This is a genomic window from Stutzerimonas stutzeri RCH2 (assembly GCF_000327065.1).
GTDB lineage: Bacteria > Pseudomonadota > Gammaproteobacteria > Pseudomonadales > Pseudomonadaceae > Stutzerimonas > Stutzerimonas stutzeri_AE.
On record NC_019936.1, the window covers coordinates 66990 to 92792 of the forward strand.

General features: G+C 65.6%; 26 protein-coding genes. 13 read left to right on the forward strand and 13 right to left on the reverse strand.

Going from position 1 to position 25803, the window contains the following annotated elements:
- The first annotated feature begins 3 nt into the window (after positions 1-3).
- Complete coding sequence (locus tag PSEST_RS00330; protein ID WP_015275093.1) at positions 4-504, forward strand: DUF3060 domain-containing protein; 501 nt, start codon at positions 4-6, stop codon at positions 502-504.
- A gap of 8 nt (positions 505-512) precedes the next feature.
- Here the strand turns inward: PSEST_RS00330 and PSEST_RS00335 are convergent, their stop codons facing one another.
- The gene (locus PSEST_RS00335) at positions 513-1511 is read right to left on the reverse strand and encodes a GlxA family transcriptional regulator (protein WP_015275094.1); all 999 of its coding nucleotides are present in this window, start codon (positions 1509-1511) and stop codon (positions 513-515) included.
- A gap of 101 nt (positions 1512-1612) precedes the next feature.
- Between PSEST_RS00335 and PSEST_RS00340 the strand changes: the two genes are divergently transcribed.
- Positions 1613-2167 carry a cysteine hydrolase family protein gene (locus tag PSEST_RS00340; protein ID WP_015275095.1) on the forward strand — a complete coding sequence of 185 codons (555 nt, stop codon included), beginning with the start codon at positions 1613-1615 and terminating at the stop codon, positions 2165-2167.
- Positions 2168-2246: 79 nt separating this feature from the next.
- On the opposite strand, the gene galE is transcribed toward PSEST_RS00340, so the two are convergent.
- On the reverse strand, positions 2247-3311 hold the full coding sequence (galE, locus tag PSEST_RS00345) for a UDP-glucose 4-epimerase GalE (RefSeq protein ID WP_015275096.1): 1065 nt from the start codon (positions 3309-3311) through the stop codon (positions 2247-2249).
- A 419-nt stretch (positions 3312-3730) separates the two neighbouring features.
- Between galE and PSEST_RS00350 the strand changes: the two genes are divergently transcribed.
- The 6 genes from PSEST_RS00350 to PSEST_RS00375 all read left to right on the forward strand — a co-directional run bounded on the left by PSEST_RS00350 (position 3731) and on the right by PSEST_RS00375 (position 9920).
- Complete coding sequence (locus PSEST_RS00350) at positions 3731-4915, forward strand: glycosyltransferase family 1 protein (protein WP_015275097.1); 1185 nt, start codon at positions 3731-3733, stop codon at positions 4913-4915.
- Positions 4903-6123, forward strand: coding sequence for a UDP-galactopyranose mutase (gene glf / locus PSEST_RS00355; RefSeq protein WP_015275098.1), 1221 nt, complete (start codon positions 4903-4905; stop codon positions 6121-6123). The genes PSEST_RS00350 and glf overlap by 13 nt, the downstream gene beginning before the upstream one ends.
- Positions 6124-6219: 96 nt before the next feature.
- Positions 6220-7374, forward strand: coding sequence for a hypothetical protein (locus PSEST_RS00360; RefSeq protein ID WP_015275099.1), 1155 nt, complete (start codon positions 6220-6222; stop codon positions 7372-7374).
- Positions 7371-9176, forward strand: coding sequence for an ABC transporter ATP-binding protein (locus tag PSEST_RS00365; RefSeq protein WP_015275100.1), 1806 nt, complete (start codon positions 7371-7373; stop codon positions 9174-9176). Before PSEST_RS00360 ends, PSEST_RS00365 begins: the two co-directional genes overlap by 4 nt.
- The gene (locus PSEST_RS00370) at positions 9173-9388 is read left to right on the forward strand and encodes a KTSC domain-containing protein (protein ID WP_015275101.1); all 216 of its coding nucleotides are present in this window, start codon (positions 9173-9175) and stop codon (positions 9386-9388) included. The genes PSEST_RS00365 and PSEST_RS00370 overlap by 4 nt, the downstream gene beginning before the upstream one ends.
- A gap of 316 nt (positions 9389-9704) precedes the next feature.
- Positions 9705-9920 carry a dodecin gene (locus PSEST_RS00375; protein WP_015275102.1) on the forward strand — a complete coding sequence of 72 codons (216 nt, stop codon included), beginning with the start codon at positions 9705-9707 and terminating at the stop codon, positions 9918-9920.
- Positions 9921-9977: 57 nt separating this feature from the next.
- On the opposite strand, the gene PSEST_RS00380 is transcribed toward PSEST_RS00375, so the two are convergent.
- The 4 genes from PSEST_RS00380 to PSEST_RS00395 all read right to left on the reverse strand — a co-directional run bounded on the left by PSEST_RS00380 (position 9978) and on the right by PSEST_RS00395 (position 13430).
- Positions 9978-11342, reverse strand: coding sequence for a cation:proton antiporter (locus PSEST_RS00380; protein WP_015275103.1), 1365 nt, complete (start codon positions 11340-11342; stop codon positions 9978-9980).
- A 125-nt stretch (positions 11343-11467) separates the two neighbouring features.
- Positions 11468-12466, reverse strand: a complete 999-nt coding sequence (locus tag PSEST_RS00385; protein ID WP_015275104.1) for an LLM class flavin-dependent oxidoreductase — start codon at positions 12464-12466, stop codon at positions 11468-11470.
- A gap of 30 nt (positions 12467-12496) precedes the next feature.
- Positions 12497-12910: a hypothetical protein gene (locus tag PSEST_RS00390; RefSeq protein WP_015275105.1), complete on the reverse strand. Its 414-nt coding sequence runs from the start codon at positions 12908-12910 to the stop codon at positions 12497-12499.
- A gap of 94 nt (positions 12911-13004) precedes the next feature.
- A complete protein-coding gene (locus tag PSEST_RS00395) occupies positions 13005-13430 on the reverse strand; it encodes a hypothetical protein (RefSeq protein WP_015275106.1) in 426 nt (141 codons plus the stop codon).
- 143 nt (positions 13431-13573) lie between these two features.
- Between PSEST_RS00395 and PSEST_RS00400 the strand changes: the two genes are divergently transcribed.
- From PSEST_RS00400 to PSEST_RS00410, 3 genes are all read left to right on the forward strand, one after another.
- On the forward strand, positions 13574-14632 hold the full coding sequence (locus PSEST_RS00400; protein WP_015275107.1) for an aminopeptidase: 1059 nt from the start codon (positions 13574-13576) through the stop codon (positions 14630-14632).
- 217 nt (positions 14633-14849) lie between these two features.
- Entirely contained in the window at positions 14850-16019 is a 1170-nt protein-coding gene (locus PSEST_RS00405) for a hypothetical protein (RefSeq protein ID WP_015275108.1), read from the forward strand.
- Positions 16020-16029: 10 nt separating this feature from the next.
- Positions 16030-16749, forward strand: coding sequence for a ferritin-like domain-containing protein (locus tag PSEST_RS00410; protein ID WP_015275109.1), 720 nt, complete (start codon positions 16030-16032; stop codon positions 16747-16749).
- A 936-nt stretch (positions 16750-17685) separates the two neighbouring features.
- Here the strand turns inward: PSEST_RS00410 and PSEST_RS00415 are convergent.
- From PSEST_RS00415 to PSEST_RS00425, 3 genes are all read right to left on the reverse strand, one after another.
- Entirely contained in the window at positions 17686-18093 is a 408-nt protein-coding gene (locus PSEST_RS00415; RefSeq protein WP_015275110.1) for a DUF1850 domain-containing protein, read from the reverse strand.
- On the reverse strand, positions 18090-20114 hold the full coding sequence (locus PSEST_RS00420; protein WP_015275111.1) for a TRAP transporter permease: 2025 nt from the start codon (positions 20112-20114) through the stop codon (positions 18090-18092). Before PSEST_RS00420 ends, PSEST_RS00415 begins: the two co-directional genes overlap by 4 nt.
- A 134-nt stretch (positions 20115-20248) precedes the next feature.
- A complete protein-coding gene (locus tag PSEST_RS00425) occupies positions 20249-21202 on the reverse strand; it encodes a TAXI family TRAP transporter solute-binding subunit (RefSeq protein WP_015275112.1) in 954 nt (317 codons plus the stop codon).
- A gap of 354 nt (positions 21203-21556) precedes the next feature.
- Here PSEST_RS00425 and PSEST_RS00430 point away from each other — a divergent pair, with 354 nt between their 5' ends.
- Together PSEST_RS00430 and PSEST_RS00435 are read left to right on the forward strand one after the other, a co-directional pair.
- The gene (locus tag PSEST_RS00430; RefSeq protein WP_015275113.1) at positions 21557-21982 is read left to right on the forward strand and encodes a hypothetical protein; all 426 of its coding nucleotides are present in this window, start codon (positions 21557-21559) and stop codon (positions 21980-21982) included.
- Positions 21983-22053: 71 nt separating this feature from the next.
- Complete coding sequence (locus PSEST_RS00435) at positions 22054-22296, forward strand: hypothetical protein (RefSeq protein ID WP_015275114.1); 243 nt, start codon at positions 22054-22056, stop codon at positions 22294-22296.
- 273 nt (positions 22297-22569) lie between these two features.
- On the opposite strand, the gene phnP is transcribed toward PSEST_RS00435, so the two are convergent.
- From phnP to phnL, 4 genes are all read right to left on the reverse strand, one after another.
- A complete protein-coding gene (gene phnP, locus PSEST_RS00440; protein WP_015275115.1) occupies positions 22570-23319 on the reverse strand; it encodes a phosphonate metabolism protein PhnP in 750 nt (249 codons plus the stop codon).
- Entirely contained in the window at positions 23310-23864 is a 555-nt protein-coding gene (gene phnN / locus PSEST_RS00445) for a phosphonate metabolism protein/1,5-bisphosphokinase (PRPP-forming) PhnN (RefSeq protein WP_015275116.1), read from the reverse strand. Before phnN ends, phnP begins: the two co-directional genes overlap by 10 nt.
- Positions 23865-23962: 98 nt before the next feature.
- Positions 23963-25108 carry an alpha-D-ribose 1-methylphosphonate 5-triphosphate diphosphatase gene (locus PSEST_RS00450; protein WP_015275117.1) on the reverse strand — a complete coding sequence of 382 codons (1146 nt, stop codon included), beginning with the start codon at positions 25106-25108 and terminating at the stop codon, positions 23963-23965.
- On the reverse strand, positions 25098-25802 hold the full coding sequence (gene phnL / locus PSEST_RS00455) for a phosphonate C-P lyase system protein PhnL (RefSeq protein ID WP_015275118.1): 705 nt from the start codon (positions 25800-25802) through the stop codon (positions 25098-25100). Before phnL ends, PSEST_RS00450 begins: the two co-directional genes overlap by 11 nt.
- Position 25803 lies beyond the last annotated feature (1 nt).

Consider the following 25803-nt stretch of genomic DNA (forward strand, 5'->3'; position numbering starts at 1 on the left):
CGAATGAATGCTTGCGCTTCTGCTGCGATGCTCGTGGTCAGCCTGCTGCTGGCTGGTGCTGCCCATGCTCAACCGATTGAACTGGATGGCATTCAGCTGTCCCGCGATGTGCCCTGCCTCGGCAAGGATGTGAACATCTCCGGCAGCGCCAACAAGATCAGCCTTACCGGCGAATGTGGTGTGGTGCAGGTCTACGGGACGGAGCATGAGGTCAGCCTGGCAACGGCCTCCGCGCTGGAGGTTTCCGGTATCGACAACAGCGTGACGGCAACCGCTGTCGGCCGACTGCTGGTGGACACCAACCAGAACCGCATCCGCACCAAGGTCGTCGGACACGGGCAGACGGCGATCGTCGAGGTGTCGGGCGGCGAGCATGAACTGGAACTGGAGTTCGACGGGCCCGCGCAGATCTCCCTGGACGGCATCGACAATAAGCTGAAGTGGAGCGGTGACGAGCCGGCGCTGTCGACATCCGGTATCGGCCATCAGATCGACCGCCAGTAGCGGCGGGGTTACGTCGGTTCCGACGGCTGCGTGCCGCTGCCGAAGCGTCGGCGGTAGTCGCCGGGTGACAGTCCCACCAGTCTCTGGAACACCTTGCGAAAGGCGCCCGGGTCCTGATAACCCACTGCCCAGGCCACCTGCTCGATGCCACGGTTGGTCAGCTCCAGCAGTTCGCGCGCCTTGCCGACGCGCAGCTGCTGGCAATATTCGGTCGGCTTGAGGCCGGTGGCCGCGCGAAATCGGCGCAGAAAGGTGCGCTCGCCCATTCCGGCCTGGGCGGCCATGGCGGCGACGGGTACGGCGCTGGCGCTCTGGCTCTGCAGCCAGCGCTGCACCCGCAATACGGCCTCGTCGCCATGATCCAGGCGCGGGGCGAAGCTGCTGAAGTAGCGCTGCGACTGCCGCGTCAGGTCGATCACCAGATAACGCGCGGTTTCCGAGGCAATGGTCGGCCCCAGCAGTCGCTCCACCAGCGCCAGGCCGAGGTCGGTCCAGGCCATCAGGCCGCCGGCGGTGATGATGTCGCCGTCATCGACGATCATCCGGTCCGCATCCACCTGCACATTCGGAAAGCGCTCACGCAGGGCCTGGGCCAGGCCCCAGTGGGTGGTGACGGTGCGGCCGTCGAGCAGGCCGGTTTCGGCAAGCAGAAAGGCGCCGGCGCAGACCGAACCGAGGGTGACGCCGGCCTGGTGGCATTGCCCCAGCCAAGCGGCGAAGGGTTGGATCACATGCGCCTCGGGGCGGGCCTCCAGACACGGCGGCAGGATGATGATCCGTGGCGAACGCTGGCTGCCTGGCAGGCTGTCGAACACCCGCTGAATGCCTGATGTGCCGTCCTGCAGCGACCAATGCGTGACGCGCAGGGTCGGCAGCTTCGCGGCACCGCGTTCGGCCGCCATGCGGTTGGCCACGCTGAACAGGTCGGTCAGCCCGTAAACGGCCGCCAGCTGCGCGCCCGGGTAGAGGAGCAGGCCGATTTCCAGCGTCTCGGGTGCGGCAGGCATGTCAGTTTTTCCCACGATAATGTCGGTCTGGCCCATCCTCGGCGGTCGCCAGGGCATCTACAGTCTGCAGACGGGCATTGGGCTCACGACAGGAGAAAGTGATGGGCAAGCGAGCGTTGGTTCTGGTCGACATCCAAAACGATTATTTCCCGGGCGGCAAGTGGACCCTGCACGGGATCGAGGCAGCGGCGGACAACGCGGCGCGTCTCCTTGCCGCGGCACGGGACGCGGGTGATCTGGTGGTGCATGTGCGCCACGAGTTCGCCTCGGCGGATGCGCCATTCTTCACGCCGGGCTCGGATGGCGCGCGGATTCATCCCAAGGTGGAGAGCCTTGCGGGCGAGCCGGTGATCCTCAAGCATCAGGTCAACTCGTTTCGCGACACCGAACTGGAGGCCCTGTTCAGGGGGCGCGGCGTCGACACGCTGACCATCGTCGGCAACATGAGCCATCTGTGCATCGATGCCATCACCCGTGCCAGTGCCGATCTCGGCTTCAGCGCCACGGTGATCCACGACGCCTGTGCCGCGCGTGACCTCGAATTCAATGGCACCCAAGTGCCGGCGGAGCAGGTGCATGCGGCGATCATGGCGTCGCTGGCGTTCGGCTATGCGAACGTGCAGTCCACCGAGGCCTATCTGGCCGAGCGGCAGTAACGGCGGGCAGACGCAGGCAAGCACATCACCGCTGTTCAGCCGTGATGTGCTTTTACCTCAGGGGTACAGCGCGGCTGGCTCAGCTGGCCAGTGCGGTCTGTGTGGATAGCAGATCCGCTGCGGTGACCTTGTCCGCGGCATAACCACGCGGGTTGCGGCTCTGCCAGCGCCAGGCATCGGCAAGCATGCTGGTCAGGTCCTTCTCGGCGCGCCAGCCCAGTTCGCGTTCGGCCTTGCTCGGGTCCGACCAGCACTGGGCGATGTCGCCGCTGCGGCGCGGCTTGATCACATGGGGCAGGCTGCGGCCGGTGACTTCCTCGAAGGCGGTGATCATCTCGCGCACCGAATGACCCTTGCCGGTGCCGAGGTTCCACGTGGAAACACCGTGAATCAGCTGCAGACGCTCCAGAGCTTTCAGATGACCCTTGGCCAGATCGACCACATGGATGTAGTCGCGAACGCCGGTGCCGTCCAGGGTCGGGTAATCGTTACCATAGACGTTCAGCTGCTTTCTACGGCCCACCGCCACCTGCAGCATGTACGGCAGCAGGTTGTTCGGCACGCCGTTGGGATCCTCGCCGATCAGCCCCGACTCGTGGGCGCCGATGGGGTTGAAGTAGCGCAGCAGGCCGATGGACCAGCGTGGGTCGGAGTCGGCCAGGCCCTTGAGCACATTCTCGGCCATCAGCTTCGATTGGCCGTAGGGGTTAGTCGGCACGCCGGTCGGGCGGTCCTCGGTGATCGGCATCACCGGTGACTCGCCGTAGACCGTCGCCGAGGAGCTGAATACCAGCTTGAACACACCGGCTTCGGCCATCGCCTGGCACAGCGCGATGCTGCCGCCGACGTTGGTTTCGTAGTAGCGCAGCGGCTCACGAACGCTTTCGCCAACGGCCTTGAGACCGGCGAAATGCATCACTGCGGTGACCGGATAGGCGGCGAACAGCGCCTTGAGCAGCGCCCGATTGCGCACGTCGCCTTTGACGAAGTGCAGCGGCCGGCCAGCCAGTTGCTCGACGCGGTCGAGCGCCAGCTGCGAGCTGTTGCACAGATTGTCCAGCACCAGCACCTCGTGGCCGGCCTGCAGCAGTTCGAGCACTGCGTGTGAGCCTATGTATCCAGCCCCTCCTGTCACCAGAATCATCTGTCTACCTCCGAAATTCGCAGTCTTTCGACACGCTCGCGACACTGCGGCTGGCCATGGCTGGCGCTGCATGAGTCTCCGTAATTGGGTTCGGCGAACGGAACGGGACGGCGACGACAAGCTGCGCGCGGGGGGTTCCGGTGCCGGTTTAAATCAGGCGTCCTGCTGATAGGGACGGGGTGAGCTTCGGGCGAGTTCCATCTACCCGCCGGCCGGTCGACGGGCTGCGCTATCGGATGATTGGCGGGAACCCGTACCGCTGATTGCCGTCCACTACCGGCGGACGACGCGGGTTGCAGGACATTTGATGGCTCGTTGTCGTCGCGTGACGACACGCCTTACGCAGGGCAGCGCTGGCATCGGAGTGGCAGGTGAACGGGCAGGAGCGCCTGGGCACGGTTACCGACATGAGGTGCTAGATGAGCTGGGCCGGCCCTTTCCAATACGACATCGGCAAATCCCGTAACGCGCCGCAGGCGCCGGCCGAAGTGGTCTTCGATGATCAGGTGCCGACGCTGCTGTGTCTGTCGCACCTGCGCTGGAGCTTCGTCTACCAACGCCCGCAGCACCTGATGTCGCGTTTCGCCCGTGACTACAACGTGCTCTTCCATGAAGAGCCGATTCCCACCGAGGATGCCCAGCCCTGGCTGGAAGTGCGCCCCGAAGAGAACGGCGTGCAGGTGCTGATTCCCCGGTTGCCGGCGGGCTGCGAGGGCGAAGACGCGACCCGCGTGCAGCGTCAGTTGCTCGATGGCTACCTGGAGAAGCTGGGCGTCAGCGACCTGCTGCTCTGGTACTACACGCCAATGAGCCTGGCTTTCTCCGATCACCTGGCGCCCAACCTGATCGTCTATGACTGCATGGACGAGCTGTCGGCGTTTCGCGGCGCGCCGCCGCAGCTGATTGAGCGCGAAGTGGAGCTGATGTGTCGCGCCAATCTGGTCTTCACCGGCGGCTACAGCCTCTACGAGGCCAAGCGCCAGCGCCACGACAACGCCCACCCGTTCCCCAGCAGCGTCGATGTCGAGCACTTCGCCGCCGCGCGCCGGCCGCAGCATGACCCGGACGACCAGGCGGAGATTCCCCATCCGCGTCTCGGCTTCTACGGCGTGATCGACGAACGCCTCGACCTCGAACTGATCGAGCAGGTCGCGCGGATGAAGCCGGACTGGCAGATCGTGTTGATCGGCCCGGTGGTCAAGATCGACCCGGCCGAGCTGCCGCAGCGCGACAACATCCACTACCTCGGCGGCAAGACCTACGACGAGCTGCCGCAGTACCTGTCCGGTTGGGACGTGGCGATCATGCCGTTCGCATTGAACGAGTCGACCCGTTTCATCAGCCCGACCAAGACCCCCGAATACCTCGCCGGCGGCTGCCCGGTGGTGTCCACGCCGATCACCGATGTGGTGCGCACCTACGGTGACACCGGGATCGTGCGTATCGCCGACAGCGCCGAGGCGTTCGTCGCCGCCACCGAAGCTGCGCTGGCCGATGCCGAGGACCGCGATGCGCTGCTGGCCAAGGCCGACGAGATCCTCGGCGATATGTCCTGGGATCACACCTGGAGCCTGATGAAGGAGAAGATCCAATGCGCGATATGAGCCCGCAGGACCGCAACCCGGAACGTCTCGGCGGCGGTGCCGGCGAAGAGCCGCAGGCGCGCAGGCATGGCTTTGACTACCTCATCGTCGGTGCCGGTTTTGCCGGCAGCGTGCTGGCCGAGCGGCTGGCCCGGGGCTTGAACAAGCGCGTGCTGGTGGTCGACCGGCGCCCGCACATCGCCGGCAACGCCTACGACTATCACGACGAATCCGGCGTGCTGATCCACCGCTACGGCCCGCACATCTTCCACACCAACGCCCAGCGCATCGTCGACTACCTCTCGCAGTTCACCGAGTGGCGGCCCTACGAGCATCGCGTGCTGGCGCAGGTGGACGGGCAGGAAGTGCCGATCCCGATCAACATGACCACGCTGAACAGGCTCTACGGTCTGAACATGACGACCGAAGAGGAAGCTGCGGATTTCCTCGCCAGCCGCGCCGAGCCGGTGGAGAACATCCAGACCAGCGAAGACGTGGTGATCAACGGCATCGGCCGCGAGCTGTACCAGAAGTTCTTCCGCGGCTACACCCGCAAGCAGTGGGGGCTGGACCCGTCGCAGCTGGACAAGTCGGTCACTTCGCGCATCCCGACGCGCACCAACACCGACGATCGCTACTTCACCGACAGCTTCCAGCAGATGCCCAAGCACGGTTACACCCGGATGTTCGAGAAGATGCTCGCGCATCCGAACATCAAGGTGATGCTCAATACCGACTACCGGGAAATCCGCGACGAGGTGCAGTACGACCACCTGATCTTCTGCGGGCCAATCGACGAATACTTCGACTACCGTTTCGGCAAGCTGCCGTACCGCTCGCTGAAGTTCGAGCACAAGCAGCTCGAGCAGGAACAGTTCCAGGCCGTGGGTACGGTCAACTACCCCAGCGAGGACGTGCCCTACACGCGCATCAGCGAATACAAGCACCTCACCGGGCAGGTCCATCCGAAGACCAGCGTCACCTACGAGTACCCCGCGGCCGAGGGCGATCCCTACTATCCGATCCCGCGGCCGGAGAACGCCGAGCTGTACAAGCGCTACCAGCAGCTGGCGGACCAGACGCCCGGCGTGACCTTCGTTGGCCGTCTGGGCACCTACAAGTACTACAACATGGATCAGGTGGTCGGGCAGGCGCTGGCGCTGTACAAGCGCATCGAGGAAGCCGAGCTGGCAACGCAGCCGCAAGCGGTGCCCGAGCAACTCGGCTGAAGCCAGGCGGTCGTTATGCATGAGCCTGTCGCCACGCGGCAGGCCAGTGCCGCTCGGCTGCTGCCCGGCCGTAGCGAGTCATCCATGAGGTAAACGATGCACCACCCCAGTCTGTTCAAGAGTTTCTTCCTTGGTGGTTTCGAGTGTTCGAACCACCGGCGCAGCGACGGCCGGCGTCTCGACCTGATTGCCGCGACCGGGCACGACCGCTGGGCGGCCCACGATTACGCCGAGCTGCACCGCTACGGCCTGCGCAGTGTGCGCGACGGTCTGCGCTGGCACCTGATCGAGCGCCAGCCGGGGCAGTACGATTGGTCCAGCTTCCTGCCGATGCTGCAGGCGGCGCAGCGCCAGGGTACCCAGGTGATCTGGGATCTGTGCCATTACGGCTGGCCGGACGACATCGACATCTGGCGGCCGCAGTTCGTCGAGCGCTTCGCCCGCTATGCCGCGGCGGCGGCGCAGCTGATCAAGGACGAGACCGGCGAGGTGCCGTTCTATGCGCCGCTCAACGAAATCTCCTTCTGGGCCTGGGCCGGTGGCGACGAGGCCTATTTCAATCCCATGGCCCGCGGCCGTGGTTTCGAACTCAAGCACCAGCTGGTGCGCGCCACCATCGCCGCGATGCAGGCGATCCGCGCGGTCGAGCCACGGGCGCGCTTCGTTCAGGTCGATCCGGCCATCCATGTGGTCGCGGCGAATGACCGGCCCGGGCCGCAGCGCGACGCCGAGCGTTTCCGCCAGTCGCAGTTCGAGGCCTGGGACATGCTCTGCGGCGAGCAATGGCCGGGCCTCGGCGGTGCGCCGGAATACCTCGATGTGCTGGGCATCAACTACTACTCGAACAACCAGTGGTACCACGGCGACGGCCGTACCATCGAGCGGGACAACCCGGATTACCGGCCCTTCAAGGGCATCCTGCGGGAGATCCATCAGCGCTATCAGCGGCCATTGCTGATCGCCGAGACCGGCGCCGAAGGCGACGTGCGCGGCGACTGGCTGCGCTATGTCAGCGAGCAGGCGGGCCTGGCGATGCAGGCCGGGGTGCCGGTGGAAGGCATCTGCCTGTATCCGGTGCTCGACTATCCGGGCTGGACCGACGAGCGCCACTGCCCGGTCGGGCTGCTCGGTTTCCCCGACGAAATTGGCAAGCGCTGCGTGCATGAGGGCCTGGCCGACGAGCTGCGGCTGCAGCAGATGCGTTTCAGCCAGTCCAGCCCCGCCCCGCGGTTCGCCGAAGCCACACCATGAACCAGGCGACCGGGTTGCCGCAGGCGCAGGCGGACGAGCTGCCGTTGCCGAGCCGCCCGGTCGCCTTTCTCTGGCATTACATCTGTGCCCGGCCCTGGCATTTCGGTGGCCTGCTGGCGCTGATCATCGGTGCCGCCAGCTGCGCGGTGGCGGTGCAGTACGGCATGAAGTTATTGGTCGATGCCATGGCCCAGGGCACGGCGGATCGCGGCGCGGCCAACGTCTGGTGGCCGCTGGGGCTGTTCATCGGCCTGATCGTCACCGAGAACGTGTTCTGGCGCCTGGGCGGCTGGCTCGGCTGCCGCACCGTGGTCGCCAGCGTGGTGGATATCCGCGTCGACCTGTTCAAGCACCTGACCGGCCACCCGATGCGCTATTTCACCGAGCATTTCGCTGGCTCCCTGGGCAATCGCATCTCCGCGGTCGGCCAGGCGGCGGGTGCCATCTACGGCGGCCTGGCATGGAAGATCGTGCCGCCGATCGTCGACTTCCTCGGCGCCGTGGTGGTGCTGCTGACGGTGGACGTGCGCATGGCGGTGGCGCTGATCCTGTTCGTCGCCATCGTCGCCGTGCTGATCACCGGCTTCGGCATTCGTGGCCGCTACAAGCATCAGCGCTTTGCTGCGCAATCGGCACGGGTCGGCGGCGAGCTGGTGGATGCAGTCTCCAACGTCTGGACCATCAAGGCTTTCTCCGCCCGTGACCGCGAGGCCGAGCGCCTGGCCCACGAGATCGGCTTCGAAGCCCGCGCCCAGCGGCGCAGCTGGATGTACCTGGAAAAGGCGCGGGTGATGCACGACATCTGCCTGTCGGTGATGGCCGGCGGCATGCTGATCTGGGCGATCCAGTTGTGGGTGGGCGGCGAGGTCACGGCCGGCGACGTGGTGCTGGTCAGCGCGCTGACCTTTCGCATCCTGCATGGCTCGCGGGATCTGGCACTGGCGCTGGTGGATGCCACGCAGCAGATCGGTGCCATCGACGACACCCTGCGCATCATCGTCCAGCCCCATGGCCTCGATGACAGCGACAACCAGCTGATGCTGGCCGAAGGGGATATCACCTTCGAGCGCATCGGCTTCAGCTACCCGGACCGCGGCGCGGTGTTCGAAGGCCTCGACCTGCATATTCCGGCCGGGCAGAAGGTCGGCGTGGTGGGCTCGTCCGGCGCCGGCAAGTCGACCCTGATCAACCTGATCCAGCGCCTCGACGACGTGCAGGACGGGCGCATTCTCATCGATGGCCAGGATATCCGCAGCGTCAGCCAGGACAGCCTGCGCGAGAAGATCGCCGTGGTGCCGCAGGAAACCGCGCTGTTCAACCGCAGTATTCGCGAGAACATCCGCTACGGCCGCCCGGACGCCAGCGACGAGGAAGTGGTCGCGGCGGCGCGCAGTGCCTTCTGTGATGGCTTCATCCGCGAGCTGCCGCAGGGTTACGACACCCTGGTCGGCGAGCGCGGGGTGATGCTTTCCGGCGGCCAGCGCCAGCGTCTGGGCATCGCCCGCGCCTTCCTCAAGGACGCACCGATTCTGATTCTCGACGAAGCCACCTCGGCGCTGGATACCCAGTCCGAAGGCGAGATCCAGGCGGCGCTGAACAATCTGGTGCACAACCGCACCGTGGTTGCGGTAGCGCACCGCTTGTCCACCCTGGCGAGCTTCGATCGCATCATCGTGCTGCGCGACGGCCGTATCGTCGAAGACGGCCCGCCGCAGGAGCTGCGCCGTCAGGGTGGTGAGTTCGACGCGCTATGGCGCATGCAGGCCGAAGGCTTCGCCCAGGAACCCGGGCCGGCGGTATGAAGCATGTAGCGGTGTCTTCGCGCAGCCTGCGCTCGCTCGGCTACGACCCCGAGCAGCAGGTGCTGGAAGTGCAATTCAGCAGCGGCGCGCTGTACCGCTATGAAGAGGTCCCGCCCGAAGCGGTGCAGGCGTTGCTCGAAGCCGAATCGCTGGGCCGGCATTTCAACCAGGTATTCAAGCCGCAGCATTACCGCTATCGGCGCGTGGATTGATCGTGCCGGGAAACCGCGTGGATAAGCTGCGCGTTAGCCACCCTGCGTGTGCCGCTGCAGGTCGTAGGGTGGATCGCGCTTCACCGATCCACGGGGTGGCCATCCACGGGGTGGGCATCCACCCGGTGGCGGTGCGGTGGATGTAGAAAGCGACATCCACCCTACGAACCGCGCGGCATTTCCCGCCATCAGGATTCGCCGTCCGCCATCGCAGACTGACCGCTGCGCTGAACTTCCGGGGCGATCTGCGGGCCTCAATGAACAGGACGCGTCATCACCGAGCGGAGGCTCTCCAGACCAGAAGGGGATTGTTTCAATGTCGGATCATCACACCTACAAGAAGGTTGAAATCGTTGGTTCCTCGCGCAACAGCGTCGATGAGGCGATTCAGAACGGTATCGCCGAGGCGAGCAGCTCGCTGCAGAACGTCGAGTGGTTCGAGGTCGGCGAAATCCGCGGCCACGTCGAGAACGGCAAGGTCGGGCATTTCCAGGTCACCATGAAGGTCGGCTTCCGCCTCGCCAACAGCTGATCTGCCGTCCAGGCGACCCGGCAGCGACTGATTGGTCGGCTGCCCGGGATGCCGGCTTCACCCCTGGCCGTCGGGCGTCTCGCCGCGGCTGCGTTCGTAGCGCCGCAACAGCGGCTGGGTGCTCAGGCCGTGCAAGACGATGCTCAGCGCTACCACCGATAGCACCAGGCCGATGATCGTATGGGCTTCTTCCGGCAGCAGGCCGTGGGTCACCGCATAGCTCAGGTAGTACAGGCTGCCGATGCCACGGATGCCGAACCAGCCGGCCGTCAGGCACTGGCCGCGGTCGAGATAGCGCCGCGGCATCAGCAACATCACGCTCAGCGGACGAATCAACAGGAACAGCGCCAGGCCGAGCGGCACCGCGCGCCAGTCCCAGTGCACCGAAACCAGTACGCCGAGCATGGTCACCAGCAGCACTTCCAGGCTGCGTTCCAGCTGTCCGCCAAACGCCAGCACATCGCCCATCAGCACGCCGGCGGCGACCCGCGGTTGCCCGAGCTGTCGGTCATCCAGTGACAGCGCGCGCGGCGCCAGGCCACCTTCGGCAAGATGCGGCACGGCATCGTTGATCAGCTCTTCGGACGGCGTCTCCGAATCATCGGCGGCGGCCATTTCCGCATGGCGCAGGCCGAGGCCCGCGGCGAACACGGCGAGAAAGCCCCAGGCACCGGCCAACTCGGCGCCGACGTAGGCCAGCGCGATCAGCGCCAGGGCCAGCGAATCGTTGGGCGACATGGCGGTATCGGTGTGGCGTGCGCGCAGGTAGATCGCCACGCGGCCGACCAGCTTGCCCAGCAGAAAGCCGATCAGCAGCCCAGCCGGCACCGCCCATAGCAGCCGATGCAGCGCCCACTCGCCGACCCAGTCGGCTTCCAGCTGGCCCTGGGCGATGAGCATCAGGCCGAAGACCACGAAGGGGAACGCGGTGCCGTCATTGAAGCCCGCCTCGCCGGACAGGCCGTAGCGCAGGCGGTCGCTGTCGCGGGCATCGTTGACCTGCACCAGGCTGGCCAGCACCGGATCGGTGGGCGCCAGGATCGCGCCGATCAGTACTGCGACGCCCCAGCTCAGGCCGAACACGTAGTGACAGAGCAGGGTGACTCCACCAATACAGGCGAGCATCACCGGCCCGGCCAGCACATAGGCGCTTTTCCACGCCGGATGGCGTAGCGGCATGCGCAGTTTCAGTCCGCTGACGAACAGCGACACCAGCACGGCGACCTCGGTGAGGTGTTCCATCCAGCCGGCGATATGCAGGAATTCCATTTCCCAGAGGCCGACACCGAGCTGGCCGATGAGCACGCCGAAACCGAGGTAGATCAGCGACGTGGTGATCGGCAGCCAGCGCAGGAAGGCCGAAGCGAGGGCGAGGATCAGTAGCAGGACGCCGAGTACGGCCATCCATTCGAGAAAATTCATGCGTGTTCCGGTGGCGGGGCGCGTCGTTGCGCCCAGGGAATGTGTGCCATTGGAACGGTGGTCGGCGGCAGGGTTCGCCGGCAGGGCCGTAGTAGACCACCGCCGGTCAGGGCAGTCGTCCGCTGCTACTGGCGCAGAGCGGCAACGATCTCGAAGGCGCGATGGCGATCGGTGGTTTCGTAGAGGTCGCAGGTAAAGATCAGCTCGTCGGCCTGGGTCTGCTCCAGCAGCACGTCGAGGCGGGCGCGAACCTTCTGCGGGCCGCCGATCAGTGCCAGGCCGAGGAAATCGCCCACCGCCTGCTGTTCGTGCGGCAGCCACAGACCCTGCATGCTCTGCACCGGCGGGCGCAGCACCAGGCTCTGGCCGCGGATCAGCGACAGGATGCGCTGGTAGACGCTGGTCACCAGATGTTCGGCCCGCTCATCGCTGTCGGCGGCAATCAGCGGCACGCCAAGCATCACGTAGGGTTTGTCGAGCACCGCCGAGGGCTTGAAGTTGTCACGGTAGAGCTTGATCGCCTGGTGCATGTAGCGCGGCGCGAAGTGCGAGGCGAAGGCGTAGGGCAGGCCCTTGGCCGCGGCCAGCTGGGCGCTGAACAGGCTGGAGCCGAGCAGCCAGATCGGCACGTTGCTGTTCACGCCGGGCATGGCGATGACGCGCTGATTGGGCTGGCGCGGGCCGAGCAGCAGCTCCAGCTCCTCGACGTCCTGCGGGAAGTCGTCGGCGCTGCCCATGCGGTCGCGGCGCAGGGCATGGGCGGTGAACTGGTCGGCGCCCGGTGCGCGACCGAGGCCCAGATCGATGCGGCCCGGGTAGAGCGCCTCCAGCGTGCCGAACTGCTCGGCGATCACCAGCGGTGCGTGATTGGGCAGCATCACGCCGCCGGCGCCAAGGCGGATGCGTGTGGTGTGGGCGGCCAGATAGCCGAGCAACACGGCAGTGGCGGCGCTGGCGATGCCGTCCATGTTGTGGTGCTCGGCGACCCAGAAGCGCTCGAAGCCGAGCCCCTCGACGTGCCGCGCCAGGGCCAGGGCGTTGTGCAGCGCCTGGGCTGGCGTGCCGTCATCACGAATGGGGGCCAGGTCGAGGGCGGAAAAACGGGTCTGGGCAATGCGAGACATCGGTTACCTCATGCGAAGAATGCGGTCGGCTCAGTGGCAGTGTTCGGCCTGGGCCTCGGCCACCACGTTGCGCTGTTCGTCGCGCAACCAGCCTTGCGGGGTAAAGCCCAGCGAGCGGGCCTGGAACAGGTAGCGCTGGCCGGGCTGGAAATCGTCGTAGCGGATCACCAGGGTGCAGCGAATGGTGTGGGTTTCGCCAAAAAGGCCGAAGGCGCCCCCTGTCACTTCGAATTCATAGCGCGCTTCGAGTTCATGGGCGCCTGGCGGGACCTGGAAATAGCGGCCGTCGGGCGTGCGTTTACCGTCCAGCTGGTCGGACATGAAGATGTCGCTGGTCTGTGCGGTCATGTCGACCCAGGCCATGTTCGGATCGGGTTGCGGCAAAGGCCCTGCGCAGCCGGTCAGCAGCAGGGCAAGGATGGCGAGGGAAAGTGAGCGACGCATGGCTGGATCCTCGGCGAATGGCTGGGCAGGACGCGCTGGCGCCTTTCCGATGCCGCCGAGGGTGCGCCAGAAAGCGGCGCATTTCAACGCAGGCTCAGCCGCCGGCGAGGTCGCCGCAGCCCTTTTCCTCGGCGCGGGCCAGCACGTACTGGTGTTGGTCGTAGAGCTTGGCCCACGGGCGGAAGCCATAACCGCCGGCGACCAGTCGATAGCGCGCGCCGGCGGTGAACCTGTCGTACTCCAGGGTCAGTTTGCAGTCGCGCGCGAGGGCGTTGCTGCCCGGCCCGATGTTGGCGCCGTCGACGTCGAAGCGGTAACGCATCTCCAGCTTGCGGCTGCCGGGGGCTACCTGGAAATAGCGCGGGTCTTCCAGCGTCCGACCGTCGACGGCGACGGCCTGCAGCTGGGTTTCGCCGTTCGGATTGAGGTCGATCCAGGCCTGCTCGGGGTCGGGTTTGGGCATCATGGCCGCGCAACCGGTCAGGCTGGCGAGGAACAGGAGAAGAAGGAAACCGCGCATGTGCAATGCTCCAGCCGAAACCATCCGGCCCGGCGAGAAATCGAAAGAGGAAGCCTGGTAGCCGCAGGTTGCATTCGACGGCATGGCCTTTGTAGGGTGCGCTACGCGCGCCGGCGCCGCCCGACCACTGACCGGTTCATCCGATGCCCAAGCCCAACGCCGCCTTGATCGACACCCGCAACCTGCACTGGGTTCCCCTGTTGCTTGCCGTCTGTCTGAATGGTTGCAGCTATTACAGCCAGCTCGCGGTCGGCCAGCTCGATCTGTTGCGCCAACGCCAACCCATTGAAACACTGATCGCCGACGACACACGCGACCCGACGCTGCGCCAGCGGCTGGCCGAGGTACTACAGGCGCGCACGTTCGCCAGCCAGGCGCTGGACCTGCCGGACAATCGCAGCTACCGGCTCTATGCCGAGCTCGGGCGCCCGTATGTGGTGTGGAATCTGTTCGCCACCGAGGAGTTCTCGGTCAAACCGCTGGAGCACTGCTTCCCCATCGCCGGCTGCGTCGCCTATCGCGGCTATTTCCGCCAGGGCGCTGCCCGTGGCGAGGCGGCACGGCTGCGCATGACCGGGCTGGATACCCATGTGGCGGGCGTCGAGGCCTATTCGACGCTGGGCTGGTTCGCCGACCCGCTGCTCAGCTCGATGCTGCGGCGCAACGACGGGCAGCTGGCGGCGTTGATCTTTCACGAGCTGGCCCATCAGCAGCTCTACCTGCCCGGCGACACGGCCTTCAACGAGTCCTACGCCACCTTCGTCGAGCGCGAGGGGCTGCGCCAATGGCGTGCCCATCGCGGCCTGCCGGAGCAGGACGAGCAGGGGCGGATGCGCTATCGGCAACTGGTTGAGCTGTTGCTCGATACCCGCAACCGCCTGGAGAGGCTGTACGCCTCGGATCGCCCGACACCCGAGTTACGCGCGCTCAAGCAGACCGAGTTCACGGCGCTGCGTCAGCGCTCTCGGGCGTTGCGTGATGAGCAATGGCAGGGCGACGCGCGTTTCGATCGCTGGTTTGCCCAGCCGCTGAACAACGCCACATTGTTGCCGTTCGACCTTTACGACCGCTGGGTGCCGGCGTTCGCCGCGCTATTCGAAGAGAACGGCGGCGACTGGGCGCGCTTTCACGCAGCGGTGGCGACCCTTGCCGAGATGCCTGCCGACGAGCGGGAAGCAACGCTCGTCCGACTGGCCCGCTGAACAAGCGAAACGGCGCCCCCGGCAACGGCGCGGGTTGCGTCGGGTTTAAGCGCTAGAGCCGAAGATCCTCGATTTACCGTTTATCGGCAGCGATCTGCGGATCCGCTGAACGGTTCGAATCATTTTCCAGCCTCCCCGGTCCCCTTTATAGGTCGCGCATTTTCCCACGCGGCGATCCCCCTATGCCTGATACCCCACGAATGACAACGGAGGCTCCATGGAGACCATTTCCGGAATTCTCGACAACAAAGGCACGCCACTGGAGAAGCAGAAGTTCACCTGGAAGGAAATGGCCGGTAAGCCGATCAGCAAACTCGATGACGATGCCTTTACCCGTGTGCGCATCATCCTCATGAACGGGGTCGAGACCGACGCCCTGCGCCTCTCCCACGGCATCGCACGCTTCAACAAGGAACTGCGTCTGCCGCTGGCCGAGATCCGCCGCGTCGAGCAGCATCAGGCGACGATGGTCAACTGGCTGATCGGCGCCGACCACTCGCCGCTGGAAACCACCGTGGCTTACGAGCAGGTGGCGATTGAAGTCACTGCCGCCGTGGCGCAGAACGAGCCCGACCCCTATCAGGCGCAGACCTATCGCTTCGGCCTGCTCGAGGACTTCGATCACCTGTACCGCTACTCGGCGATGCTCGACCGCCTCGAGGGCAAGGATGCCAACAACATCCTGCAGGGCTACACCGACATCGTTCCGGGGCGAAAAACCTCCGAGCACCACCGCCATCCGGAAAACGATATCCGCGACAACTACGAGAAGAACTCCGCCGCGCTGATCACCAAGATCCACGCAGCGCTGATCACCGGCGCGGAGTACCAGACCCATGATTACTACATGAACATCGGCCCGCTGTTCGCCGACCCGCTGGCGCGTCAGCTGTATGCCGAGATCGCCTCGGTGGAAGAGCAGCACGTGACCCAGTACGGCTCGCTCTCCGACCCCAGCGAGAGCCATATGGAGAAGTGGCTGGTGCATGAGGCGATGGAGGTCTACATGTACGCCAGCTGCGCTGAGCAGGAGACCAATCCACGCATCAAGGCCATGTGGGAGCGCTTCCTCGACTACGAGCTGGGGCACCTCAACGTCGCCTGCGAATGGTTCAAGAAGCTCGAGGGCCGCGACCCGGCGGAGATCCTCGCCGGACCGCTGCCGAAGATGGTCGAGTTCAAGAGCCAGCGCGATTTCGTGCGCCAGGTGCTCGCTGCCGAAGTCAACCTGCGTACCGCCGGACCGGTCTACGTGGACAAGGCCAAGGAACCGCAATCATCGCTCGACTACCGCAACCACCTCGCCTCGCAAGGGCTCGCCTCGGACATCGTCTCGGCGGGCTACCAGTGGGCGCCGGGTGGCGAACTGATGCGCAAGGCTTCCTGAGGAGACGACTATGGCTACTGCAGCGAAAGTGGGTACCAATTTCACCGGCGTACAAATGTCCCCGAAGGACACCAAACGCCTGCTCGACGCGGTCAACGAGATTCATCCGGACGTGCCGGGCGACGAGCGCGGCATGCTGGTGGAACGCGCCGAGCGCAACGAAGAAGCTGACCGCATCGGCTCCGTGCCGGTGCCAGGTTCGGCCAAGGGCATGCTCAAGACCGGCTTCGACATGATGAAGGGCAAGAGCCCCGAGGTATTCATCGACAAGCTCGGCGAGCGCTTGGCCTTTGAACGCAACGGCGTGCGCCTGTACGAGGCGATGATCGCCAAGGCGCGCAACCTGGACACCGGCAACGATCTGGTGGGCGTGCTGCAACACATCCGCGACGAAGAGTTCGAGCACATGATGCTGGTGCATGCGGCGATGGAGAAGCTCGGTGCCGACCCCACCGCGCAGACGCCCTGCGCCGACATCGCCGGGGTGATGGCGATGGGCATCATGCAGGTGCTGACCGATCCGCGGACCAACGTGCCGCAGTGTCTGAATGCGTTGCTGACGGCCGAGCTGGCGGACAACGCCGCCTGGGAACTGCTGATCGAGCTGGCGCAGGCGGCGGGGCATCCGAACATTGCCGATAGCTTCGTCAAAGCGAAGACCCAGGAAGATGACCATCTGGTGAAGATCAAGACACTGATGCGTCGGGATCTGATCATGCAGACCAAGTAATAGCGTGCGAGCGGGACGCTTTGGCGCACATCAACGAAAGGGATGTGCGTTTTTTTTTTGGCCGGGGAAAGGTGATGCGGAGTTAGGGGCATTATCGGCTTATTGTAGTGGCCGATTTCCGAGGTGCTTGGGAGCTTGGTTTCGCCCTGCTGGGCGAGTTCCTTTTGGCAGTCGCCCCAAAAGGAACCAAAAAGTCTTGCCCCGCCATCCGGCCCCGCGCTTCGCGCGGGGTTCGTTCGCTCCATCGCTGCTTCAGGGGTCGGCTTACAAGGGCCATCCATGGCCCTTGTAAGCCTCTCGCCGCATCCCTGCGGCTCACCCCCTTACGCACCGATTCCACTCACCCTCCTGAAAGGGGCGTTGGAGTCGCCTGGTGGACCGTACAAGCTCGGCGTTTAGGCGGTCGTTGATGGCTTCAAAGCTCCAAGTTCCTACGCGTGGGCCCAGCCCTCGCACTCTCCATTGAGGACGCGACAAATCCCTACAGCACAATCATCCGCTTTTCTTTTCTTTGCTTTCTTGCGCACAAGTCATCAGGCGACACCATTCGCCCCTTTCAGGAGGCCGAGTGCAATCGTTGCGTAGGGGAGCGAGCGGCATGGATGCCGCGAGAGGACTGGGCGTCCCCGCGATAAAGGGCCATGGATGGCCCTTGTACGCCGGCCCCCGGAGCGGCGATGGAACGAGGGAAGTCGAGCGCAGCGAGACCCGAATGGAGGGGCAAGCGTTTTTGCCTACTTTTTCCGCGACTGGAAAAAGTAGGTCGCCCAGCAGGGCGAAACCAAGCTTCCAAGCAGCTCGAAAATGGCTATGCGATCTGAACCTGCATCCATCCAAGCAGCCATCGCTGCTACTCCCTCGAACCTAACGAAGAACCAAAGAAAAAGGGGTGCCGCCTGCGCGAACACCCCTCTTCAACGATCACCGGCGAGCCGGTCAATCGTTACCGACACTCGCCGTTTGCACGGTACAGCCCCAGACTTCCAGCGCCGGCTGGTCCGCTTTTGGCGGGCCGAGCCATTCGCTCATCGCGTGGCAACGCTGGTCAAAACACAGTTGGTAATCCCCTGCCTCGGGGGTTCGCCCCAATCGCAGGAGTGGCAACGCAGGCATCTGGCGCTGGTAGTGCCAGGCCCCGTCGCGCAGTTCGGCGTCATCCGGGATTTCCATCCCGGCACCAGAACCCTTGACCCGCGCTTCGCCGAGCAGCAGCCCGTCCGGCGTCACGCGGTAATCCTCTTCCCAGCGAATCTTCTCGATGGTGTGGTTCCACGCCAGGGTGAAGGCGGGCGTGGGCACTTCGGCCCACACCACGCCGGCCAGCCCCAGGCAGAGACCGATCACGCTGTCGCCGGCTCGGCGCGACGGGCGCGCCAGATGTGCTGGATAAGGAACAGCGCGCCGAGGGCGAAGCCGATTTCATCGCTGATCGGCATCGCCAGCACCATCGAGGCGGCTGCGGCGAAGGCCAGCACCTTCTCCCACAGCGCCATGGGCCGTTGTAGATAACCGGTGAACACCGCGCCCCACAGGCCGACGGCGAAGGCCGCCTTGAAAAGCATGTAGAGCGTCGCGCCCCAGTCGCCGCCCTGCATCATCAGCGCCGGGTTGTACACCGCCATGAACGGCACGATGAACCCTGCGATGGCGATGCGGATGGCCCACATGCTGATCTTCAGCCCCCTTTCCTTGGCGATCGGCGCGGCGGCGAAGCAGGCCAGCGCCACCGGCGGGGTGAGGTCGGCCATGATGCCGAAGTAGAAGACGAACATGTGCGAGACGATCAGCGGCACGCCCAGGTCGAGCAGCGCGGGCGCGGCGATCGAACTGGTGATGATGTAGTTCGGGATCGTCGGGATGCCCATGCCCAGCACCAGGCAGGTCAGCATCGTCAGCAGCAGCGAAAGGAACAGGTTGTTCTCGCCGACCGCCAGGATGTAACCGGCAAAGGTCGAGGCCACGCCGGTCAGCGAGACCACGCCGATGATCACGCCGACCAGGGCGCAGGCGATACCCACCGGCACCGCATGGCGTGCGCCTTCAACCAGCGCGTGCAGGCAGATCACCAGGGTGTCGCGGCCGCCCTTGATGAACCAGCACACCGCTACCAGCGCGGCGATGACGCCGAAGATCACCCCGATACCGAGCTGGAAGAAGCCGGCACAAAGCAGACCGAGGGCGATCCAGAAGGCGATGCGCAAGGCGAAGTTGGAGACCTTGAGGATGATCGCCGAGCCGAGGATGACGATTGCCGTCAACGCCAGGCCGATGGTGCCGGCGAACATCGGTGTGCGCCCGGAGAACAGCAGCCAGACCAGCACCACCAGCGGGATCAGCAGGTACCAGCGCTCCTTCACCGCGGCCATGGCGCTCGGGCATTCGTCCTTTGGCAGGCCCTTGAGGCCGGCGCGCTTGGCTTCCAGATGGACCATCCAGAACACCGAGCCGAAGTACAGCAGCGCCGGAATCAGCGCGGCCTTGGCGATCTCGACGAAGGGCACGTTGATGGTCTCAGCCATGATGAAGGCCACCGCGCCCATCACCGGCGGCATGATCTGGCTGCCCATCGAGGAAGTGGCCTCGACGCCACCGGCGAACGCCGGGCGATAGCCGAAGCGCTTCATCAGCGGGATGGTGAACTGACCGGTGGTGACCACGTTGGCCACGCCGGAGCCGGTGATGGTGCCCATCAATGCCGAGGACACCACCGACACCTTGGCCGGACCGCCGAGCTTGTGGCCGAACAGGCCCATGGCGAAGTCGGTGAACAGCTTGATCATCCCCGCCTGCTCGAGGAACGAACCGAACAGGATGAACAGGAAGATGTAGGTCGCCGAAACGTAGGTCGGCGTGCCGTACAGGCCTTCGGTGCCGAACGATAGCTGATTGACGATCTGGTCCAGGTAATAGCCGCGGTGCGCGAGATCACCGGGCAGGTATTCGCCGAGCAGACCGTAGGCGAGGAACAGCGCGCAGATGATCGGCAGGGCGATACCCATGACGCGGCGCGCGGCCTCGAACACCAGCACGATCAGCGTCAGTCCCACCACCATGTCGGCAGTGGTCATGTCACCGGAGCGCTGGATCAGGTCGGCTTCGAAGTACCACTGGTAGAAAAAAGTGGCGAAGCCGGCCAGACCGAGCAGCCAGGCCACCGGCTGGAAAGGCTTGCCGTTGCCACGCGCCGGGTAGCAGAGGAACACCAGCAGCAGCAGGAAACCGACGTGGCCGGCGCGTAGCACCTGGCTGGACACAGGGTGAAAGGCGGCGGTGACGATCTGGTAGATGGAGAACAGCAGGGCGACGTAGAACAGCGCCCTCGGCCATTCGCTGGGGCTGGCGTGCAGCCCTTGGCTTTCGCTCATGGGAATCACTCTCTCACTGCAAGGGGATGCCTGTAGAAGCAGGCTTGCCGACGAGGCAACGCAGGCAAGCCTGCTGCTACAAGGAGCGGGCTGGCAGGCGCTACGGCCTGCTCAGCCCGTCGTTCAGCGCTGGGTTACTTGAGAACCCCGGCTTCCTTGTAGAAGCGCTCGGCACCCGGGTGCAGCGGGATCGGCAGGTTCTTGGTGGCGTTTTCCAGCTTGATGTCCTTGGCGGCGGAGTGGGCGTTGCCCAGGGCGGCCAGGTTGTCGAACATCAGTTTGGTCATCTGGTAGGCCACTTCATCGGAGACCTTCTCGTGGGTCACCAGAATGTTGGTGATGGCCACGGTCGGAACGTCGGCGTCCTGACCGTCGTAGGTGCCGGCCGGAATCACGCCTGCCAGGTAGGCATCGCTCTCGATTTTCTCGACCACTTCGGCCGGAATCTCGACGAAGGTCACCGGCATGGTGCTGGCCAGGTCGCGGATGGCGGCCATGCCCAGGCCGGAGGACTGCAGGGTGGCGTCCAGCTGGCGGTTCTTGATCAGCTCGACCGACTCGGCATAAGGCAGGAACTCGACGCGGCCCATGTCCTTGTAGTCCAGACCGGCGGCCTTGAAGATCGCGCGGGCGTTGAGCTCGGTGCCGGACTTGGGCGCGCCGACGGAGATGCGCTTGCCCTTCAGGTCGTCCAGGGTCTTGATGCCGGATTCGGCGCTGGCGACGATCTGGATGTAGTTGTTGTAGGTGCCGGCAATGGCACGCAGGCGCTTGAGCGGGGCCTTGAAGCCGGCGTCCTCGACACCGTTCCAGGCATCTTCCACCGAGTCACCCAGGGAGAAGGCCAGCTCGCCGCGACCGGCCTGCAGCAGGTTGAGGTTTTCTACCGAGGCCTTGGTGGCCTGTACCGAAGTCTTGGCGCCGTCGATCTTGTTGTACTGCTGCGACAGGGCCACGCCGATCGGGTAGTACACGCCGCTGGTGCCGCCGGTGAGGATGTTGATGAAGGTCGGCGCAGCGACGGCCGCGGTGCTGGCAGTGAAGGCCGCAGCGGCAGCGAGCAGGCCCAGGCGTTTGGTCAGTCTCATGGTGGATCTCCGTTTCGTTTTTATTGGTTGACGCAGCATGTTGACGATAGACGATGCCGCATTCAGCGAACGCGCCGGTCGAACAAGCAGAGGGGCGATGGCGCCGGGAGGTCCCGGACGGGTGATATCGCTGGCAGCTCTTCTTGTCGTTGGAATCGCATCGAGCAGATTGCCAGTAGCAGAAGCCGTGCCAGCTGCCGTGGAGGCTCTAGGCCGCGGGTGATGGCGAAGAGCGCGGTGTCAGTAGGCAAGAATCCGCCTATGACAATGATCTGATAGGCGGGATCTCGCTCATATACCCGCGAACCCTTCCGCCACGCAGCCTTCGAATGTTCAACGAGGACGGGAGGGCACATGACGGAAGCAGCGGCAGCAGATCTGGGCATCGACGTGATGCAGGGCGAAGCCGAGCTGTTCAAGTGGTTCGTCGCCAGCTTTCTGTTCGGCAAGCGCATCCAGCGCGACATCGCCGCCGAGGCCTATCGCGTGCTGGTCGAGCGCAATCAGTTGGACACGCCGGACAGGCTTCGCCGCTCTGGTCATCGCCGGTTGGTGCAGTTGCTCGGCCAGGCGCGCTACGTGCGTTACGACGAATCCACTGCAGCGCGGTTGCTGAAACTCTGCGACAAGCTGGAAAGCGAGTACGGCGGCAGCCTGAGCCGCCTGCGCGAGCTCGGTGCGACACGCAGCGGGGTGGAAAGGCGCCTGCAGGAATTCGAAGGTGTCGGGCCGAAGACCGTGGAGATCTTCATGCGCGAGGCGGCGCGGGTCTGGTTCTGAGCGCGCCGGACGGCGCTTGCCAAGGCCAACCGAACGGTTAGAGTGGCGCCATCGCACCGCCGAAGTCCGCCATGCGCATTTTCCTGCTCGCCCTCAGCCTGTTCCTGCCCATCGCGGCCAGCGCCGCGCCGGCGCCCTATTACCAATGGCAGAGCAAGCTCGACGGCACCATCATCTGCCGCCAGACCTCCCCAGGGGAAGGCTGGGAGCAGCTCGACGGCCGACCCTTCCGCGATCTCAACTGCAGCATGCCGGCCGCACGTGTCGACCGGCCGAGCAGCGTGCCGGGTTTCCGTCCGCAGCCGGGGCGTTAGAGCCGACGTCAGCCCGGAATCCGCTCCATGCTTCATGGCCGTAGGGTGGAAAACCGCGAAGCGTTTTCCACGCGTCGGAGGCCGTGCCCGACGTTTCGCCATGCAACGAACCCATGGTGGATAAGCTTCGCGTTATCCACCCTACGCTCGCACCGACACCGACGCCGACACCGTAGGGTGGAAAACCGCGCAGCGTTTTCCACGCGTCACCAGCGGGCCAACGGCTGTTTCTTCCCGTTCCCGGAAGTCAGCTTTCGCGTCGTCCGTGCAGCGCTAGAGTGTCATTCCGTCGTGCGCCAGGCGCACGTTGCCCGGTAATTCCCTCGGCGCCTGCATGAACCAGGCATCCAGCTCGTGGCCGATATGGGTCAGCACGGCTTGCGCCGGCTGCAGTTCCTCGATGCTCTGCAACGCGCGGGTGAGGTCGTTGTGGTTACGCGGCGGTTTATCGCGTGGCGGAGTTGAGCAGTCCAGCACCAGCACATCCAGCGCGGTGTCCTGCAAAAGCTGCCGCGTACTGTCCGGCAGGCCGACGGTGTCGGTGAGGTAGGCAGTGCGGCGGCCATGACCTTCCAGCAGATAACCGAAGGTGGGTTTCGAATGCACCAGCGGCAGCGCGGTGACCCGCAGCGTACCGAGCATGCGTTGTTCGAAGGCGGCGAACGGCTCACTGAAATCGAGGATGCCGGGGTGCTTGTAGAGGTCGGCCAGGCCGTCGGGGTCGTCCGGGCCGTGCACCGGAATGCGCAGTCCGGTGCCCCAGCGCAGCTGCAGCAGGCCCTGGGCATGGTCAGCGTGGTAATGGGTCTGCAGGATGCCGCTGAAGCTGCCGGGGGCGAAGCGCTCGCAGAGATCCGGCAGGCCGCTGTCGAGCAGCCAGCGCTGCTCGCCGCACTCCACCAGCGCCGAGCAGGCACGGCGGCGACGGTTCGGATCGAGCTGCGCGGCGCGGCAGGCCGGACAGCTGCAGTTGTACACCGGCACCTGCGCGGCGCCGCCGGTGCCGAGCAGGGTCAGCCGCATCGGTGGTGCTCGTCGAGCAGGTGCAGCAGGCGTTCGACGCTGCTCGCCAGCGAGGCGGAGTTGTCCAGGCGGATGTAGTCGTCCAGCTCGCCGCTGAACAGTTCGTTGCGTGCCAGGCGCGCCTCGATCTGTTCGGGGGTTTCCCGGCCGCGGTTCAGCAGGCGCTCGCGCAGCACGTCCTGCTCGACGGTCAGCAGCACCGCCAGCAGCTCCGGGTAGCGCTGGCGCGCCTCGGGCAGATAACCACGCGAGCCATTGACCAGCACATCCTCGCCGGCTGCCAGCCAGGCGTCGATTTCCGCGGGGATGCCATAGGCCAGCCCGTTGGCGCGCCAGGCGAGGGCGAAGGCCTGCTCGGCCTCCATCCGCGCGAACTCTTCAGCGCTCACCGAATGCGCCGCTTCGCCGACCGCCTCGGCCGAGCGGGTGATGACCCGCCGGGCGATGCGCACGCCACGCTCGGCGAGCGCTGCGCGAGCGGCGTCGAGCAGACTGTCCTTGCCGGCGCCGGAGGGGCCGATCAGGTAGATCAGGCGGCCTTGCATCAGGTTACTCCCGAGGGTCGAAAGCCGAGGGTGGGCGGGCAGTATAGAGCCCGCCGCAGGTGCGGGGGCGGCGCGGTCGACAGGCTGTGCTCGGCGCATCAGAACACCCTCCGGCCCTGGCGCCAGACCTGGCCGATCACCGGCTGGCCGTTGTGTACCTGCGCCTGCACCAGGTCCGCGCGCAGGCCGACGGCGATCTCGCCACGATCATCCAGCCCGGCCGCGCGCGCCGGCGCCAGGCTGATGGTGGCGATGGCGCGCGGCAGGTCGTAGCCGTTGTCCTGCTCGGCCAGGCCCAGCGCCGCCTGCAGCAGGCTGGCCGGGTAGTAGTCGCTGGAGAGGATGTCCAGCACGCCGCGTTGCGCCAGGTCGGCAGCGGCGATGTTGCCCGAGTGCGAGCCGCCGCGAACGATGTTCGGCGCGCCCATCAGCACCTTCAGCCCGCGCGCGTGGCTGGCCTCGGCGGCCTCGAAGGTGGTCGGGAATTCGGCGATGGCCATGCCGTAGTCGGCCGACTCAGTAACGTGCTCCAGGGTCGCGTCGTCGTGGCTGGCCAGCGCCAGCTCGCGGCTGCGGCAGATGTCGACGATAGCCGCACGCTGCTGGTCGCTATGCCGCGCCGAGTTGGCCAGCTGCTCGCTGACGAAGCGATCCATCTCCGCCGGGCTCAGGTGGTACTTGCCCATGTAGTACTCGCGGTACTTCTCCATGCGCGCGAACTGGCGCTGGCCCGGCGCGTGGTCCATCACCGAGACCAGCTGCACCAGCGGCTGCTCGACCAGCTCGCGGAACAGCTCCAGGCACTGCGGATGGCTGACTTCGCAGCGCAGGTGCAGGCGGTGTTCGGCGCGGGTCTGCCCGGCCGCTTCGGCCGCGGCGATGGCCTCGAGCATTACGCCGAGCTGCTGCATGCGCTTGCCCTTGGGATTGATGTCGCCGATCGACAGCGCATCGAACACCGTGGTGATGCCGGCGGCGACGATCTGCGCGTCATGGGTCAGCACTGCCGAGGCGGATGGCCAGTCGACGCCGGGGCGCGGGCTCATGTGCTTTTCCAGATTGTCGGTGTGCAGCTCCACCAGCCCCGGCAGCAGCAGGGCGCCGTCCAGGTCCTGGGCCTGCGGCAGACTGCTGGCGCCTGCGCTGATGTCGGCGATCAGGCCGTCGCGAATCAGCAGGCTGCCGTGGATCACCTGATCGGCCAGTACCAGCCGGGCGTTGCTGAGTATCTGTTCAGCTGGCATGGGCCAGGTCCTCCTGCGTCATGTCCAGGTAACGGTCGGCGACTGCCTCGCGGATCGCGCGGTCGTGGAAGATGCCGATCAGCGCGCTGCCGGCCGCCTTGGCCTCGTCGATCAGTTCCAGCACCACGCGGGCGTTGGCTTCGTCCAGCGAGGCGGTGGGTTCGTCGAGCAGCATCACCGGCCAGCTCACCATGAAGCCGCGCGCCAGGTTGACGCGTTGCTGCTCGCCGCCGGAAAAGGTGCCGGGGGCGAGCTGCCAGAGCCGTTCGGGAATGTTCAGCCGGGTCAGCAGCGCCTTGGCCCGCGCCTCGGCGTCGGCACGCGTCCAGCCGCGCGCCAGCGCCGGTTCCATCACCACCTCCAGCGCCGGCACCCGCGGGATCACCCGCAGGAACTGGCTGACGTAGCCCAGCGTCTGCCGGCGCACGGCGAGTACCTGGCGCGGCTCGGCGCCGACCAGCTCCAGCCAGTCGCCGGCATGGCGGATGCGGATGCTGCCGCCGGCGGGCAGGTAGTTGCCGTACAGCGTGCGCAGCAGGGTCGACTTGCCGGCGCCGGACTGGCCGTGCAGCACCAGGCATTCGCCGGCCGCGACGGTGAAGCTCAGCCCGCGCAGCACCTGCAGGCTGACGCCGTGCTGCTGGTGCAGGGTGAAGGTCTTGGCGAGGTCACGGACCTCGATCAGCGTGTTCATG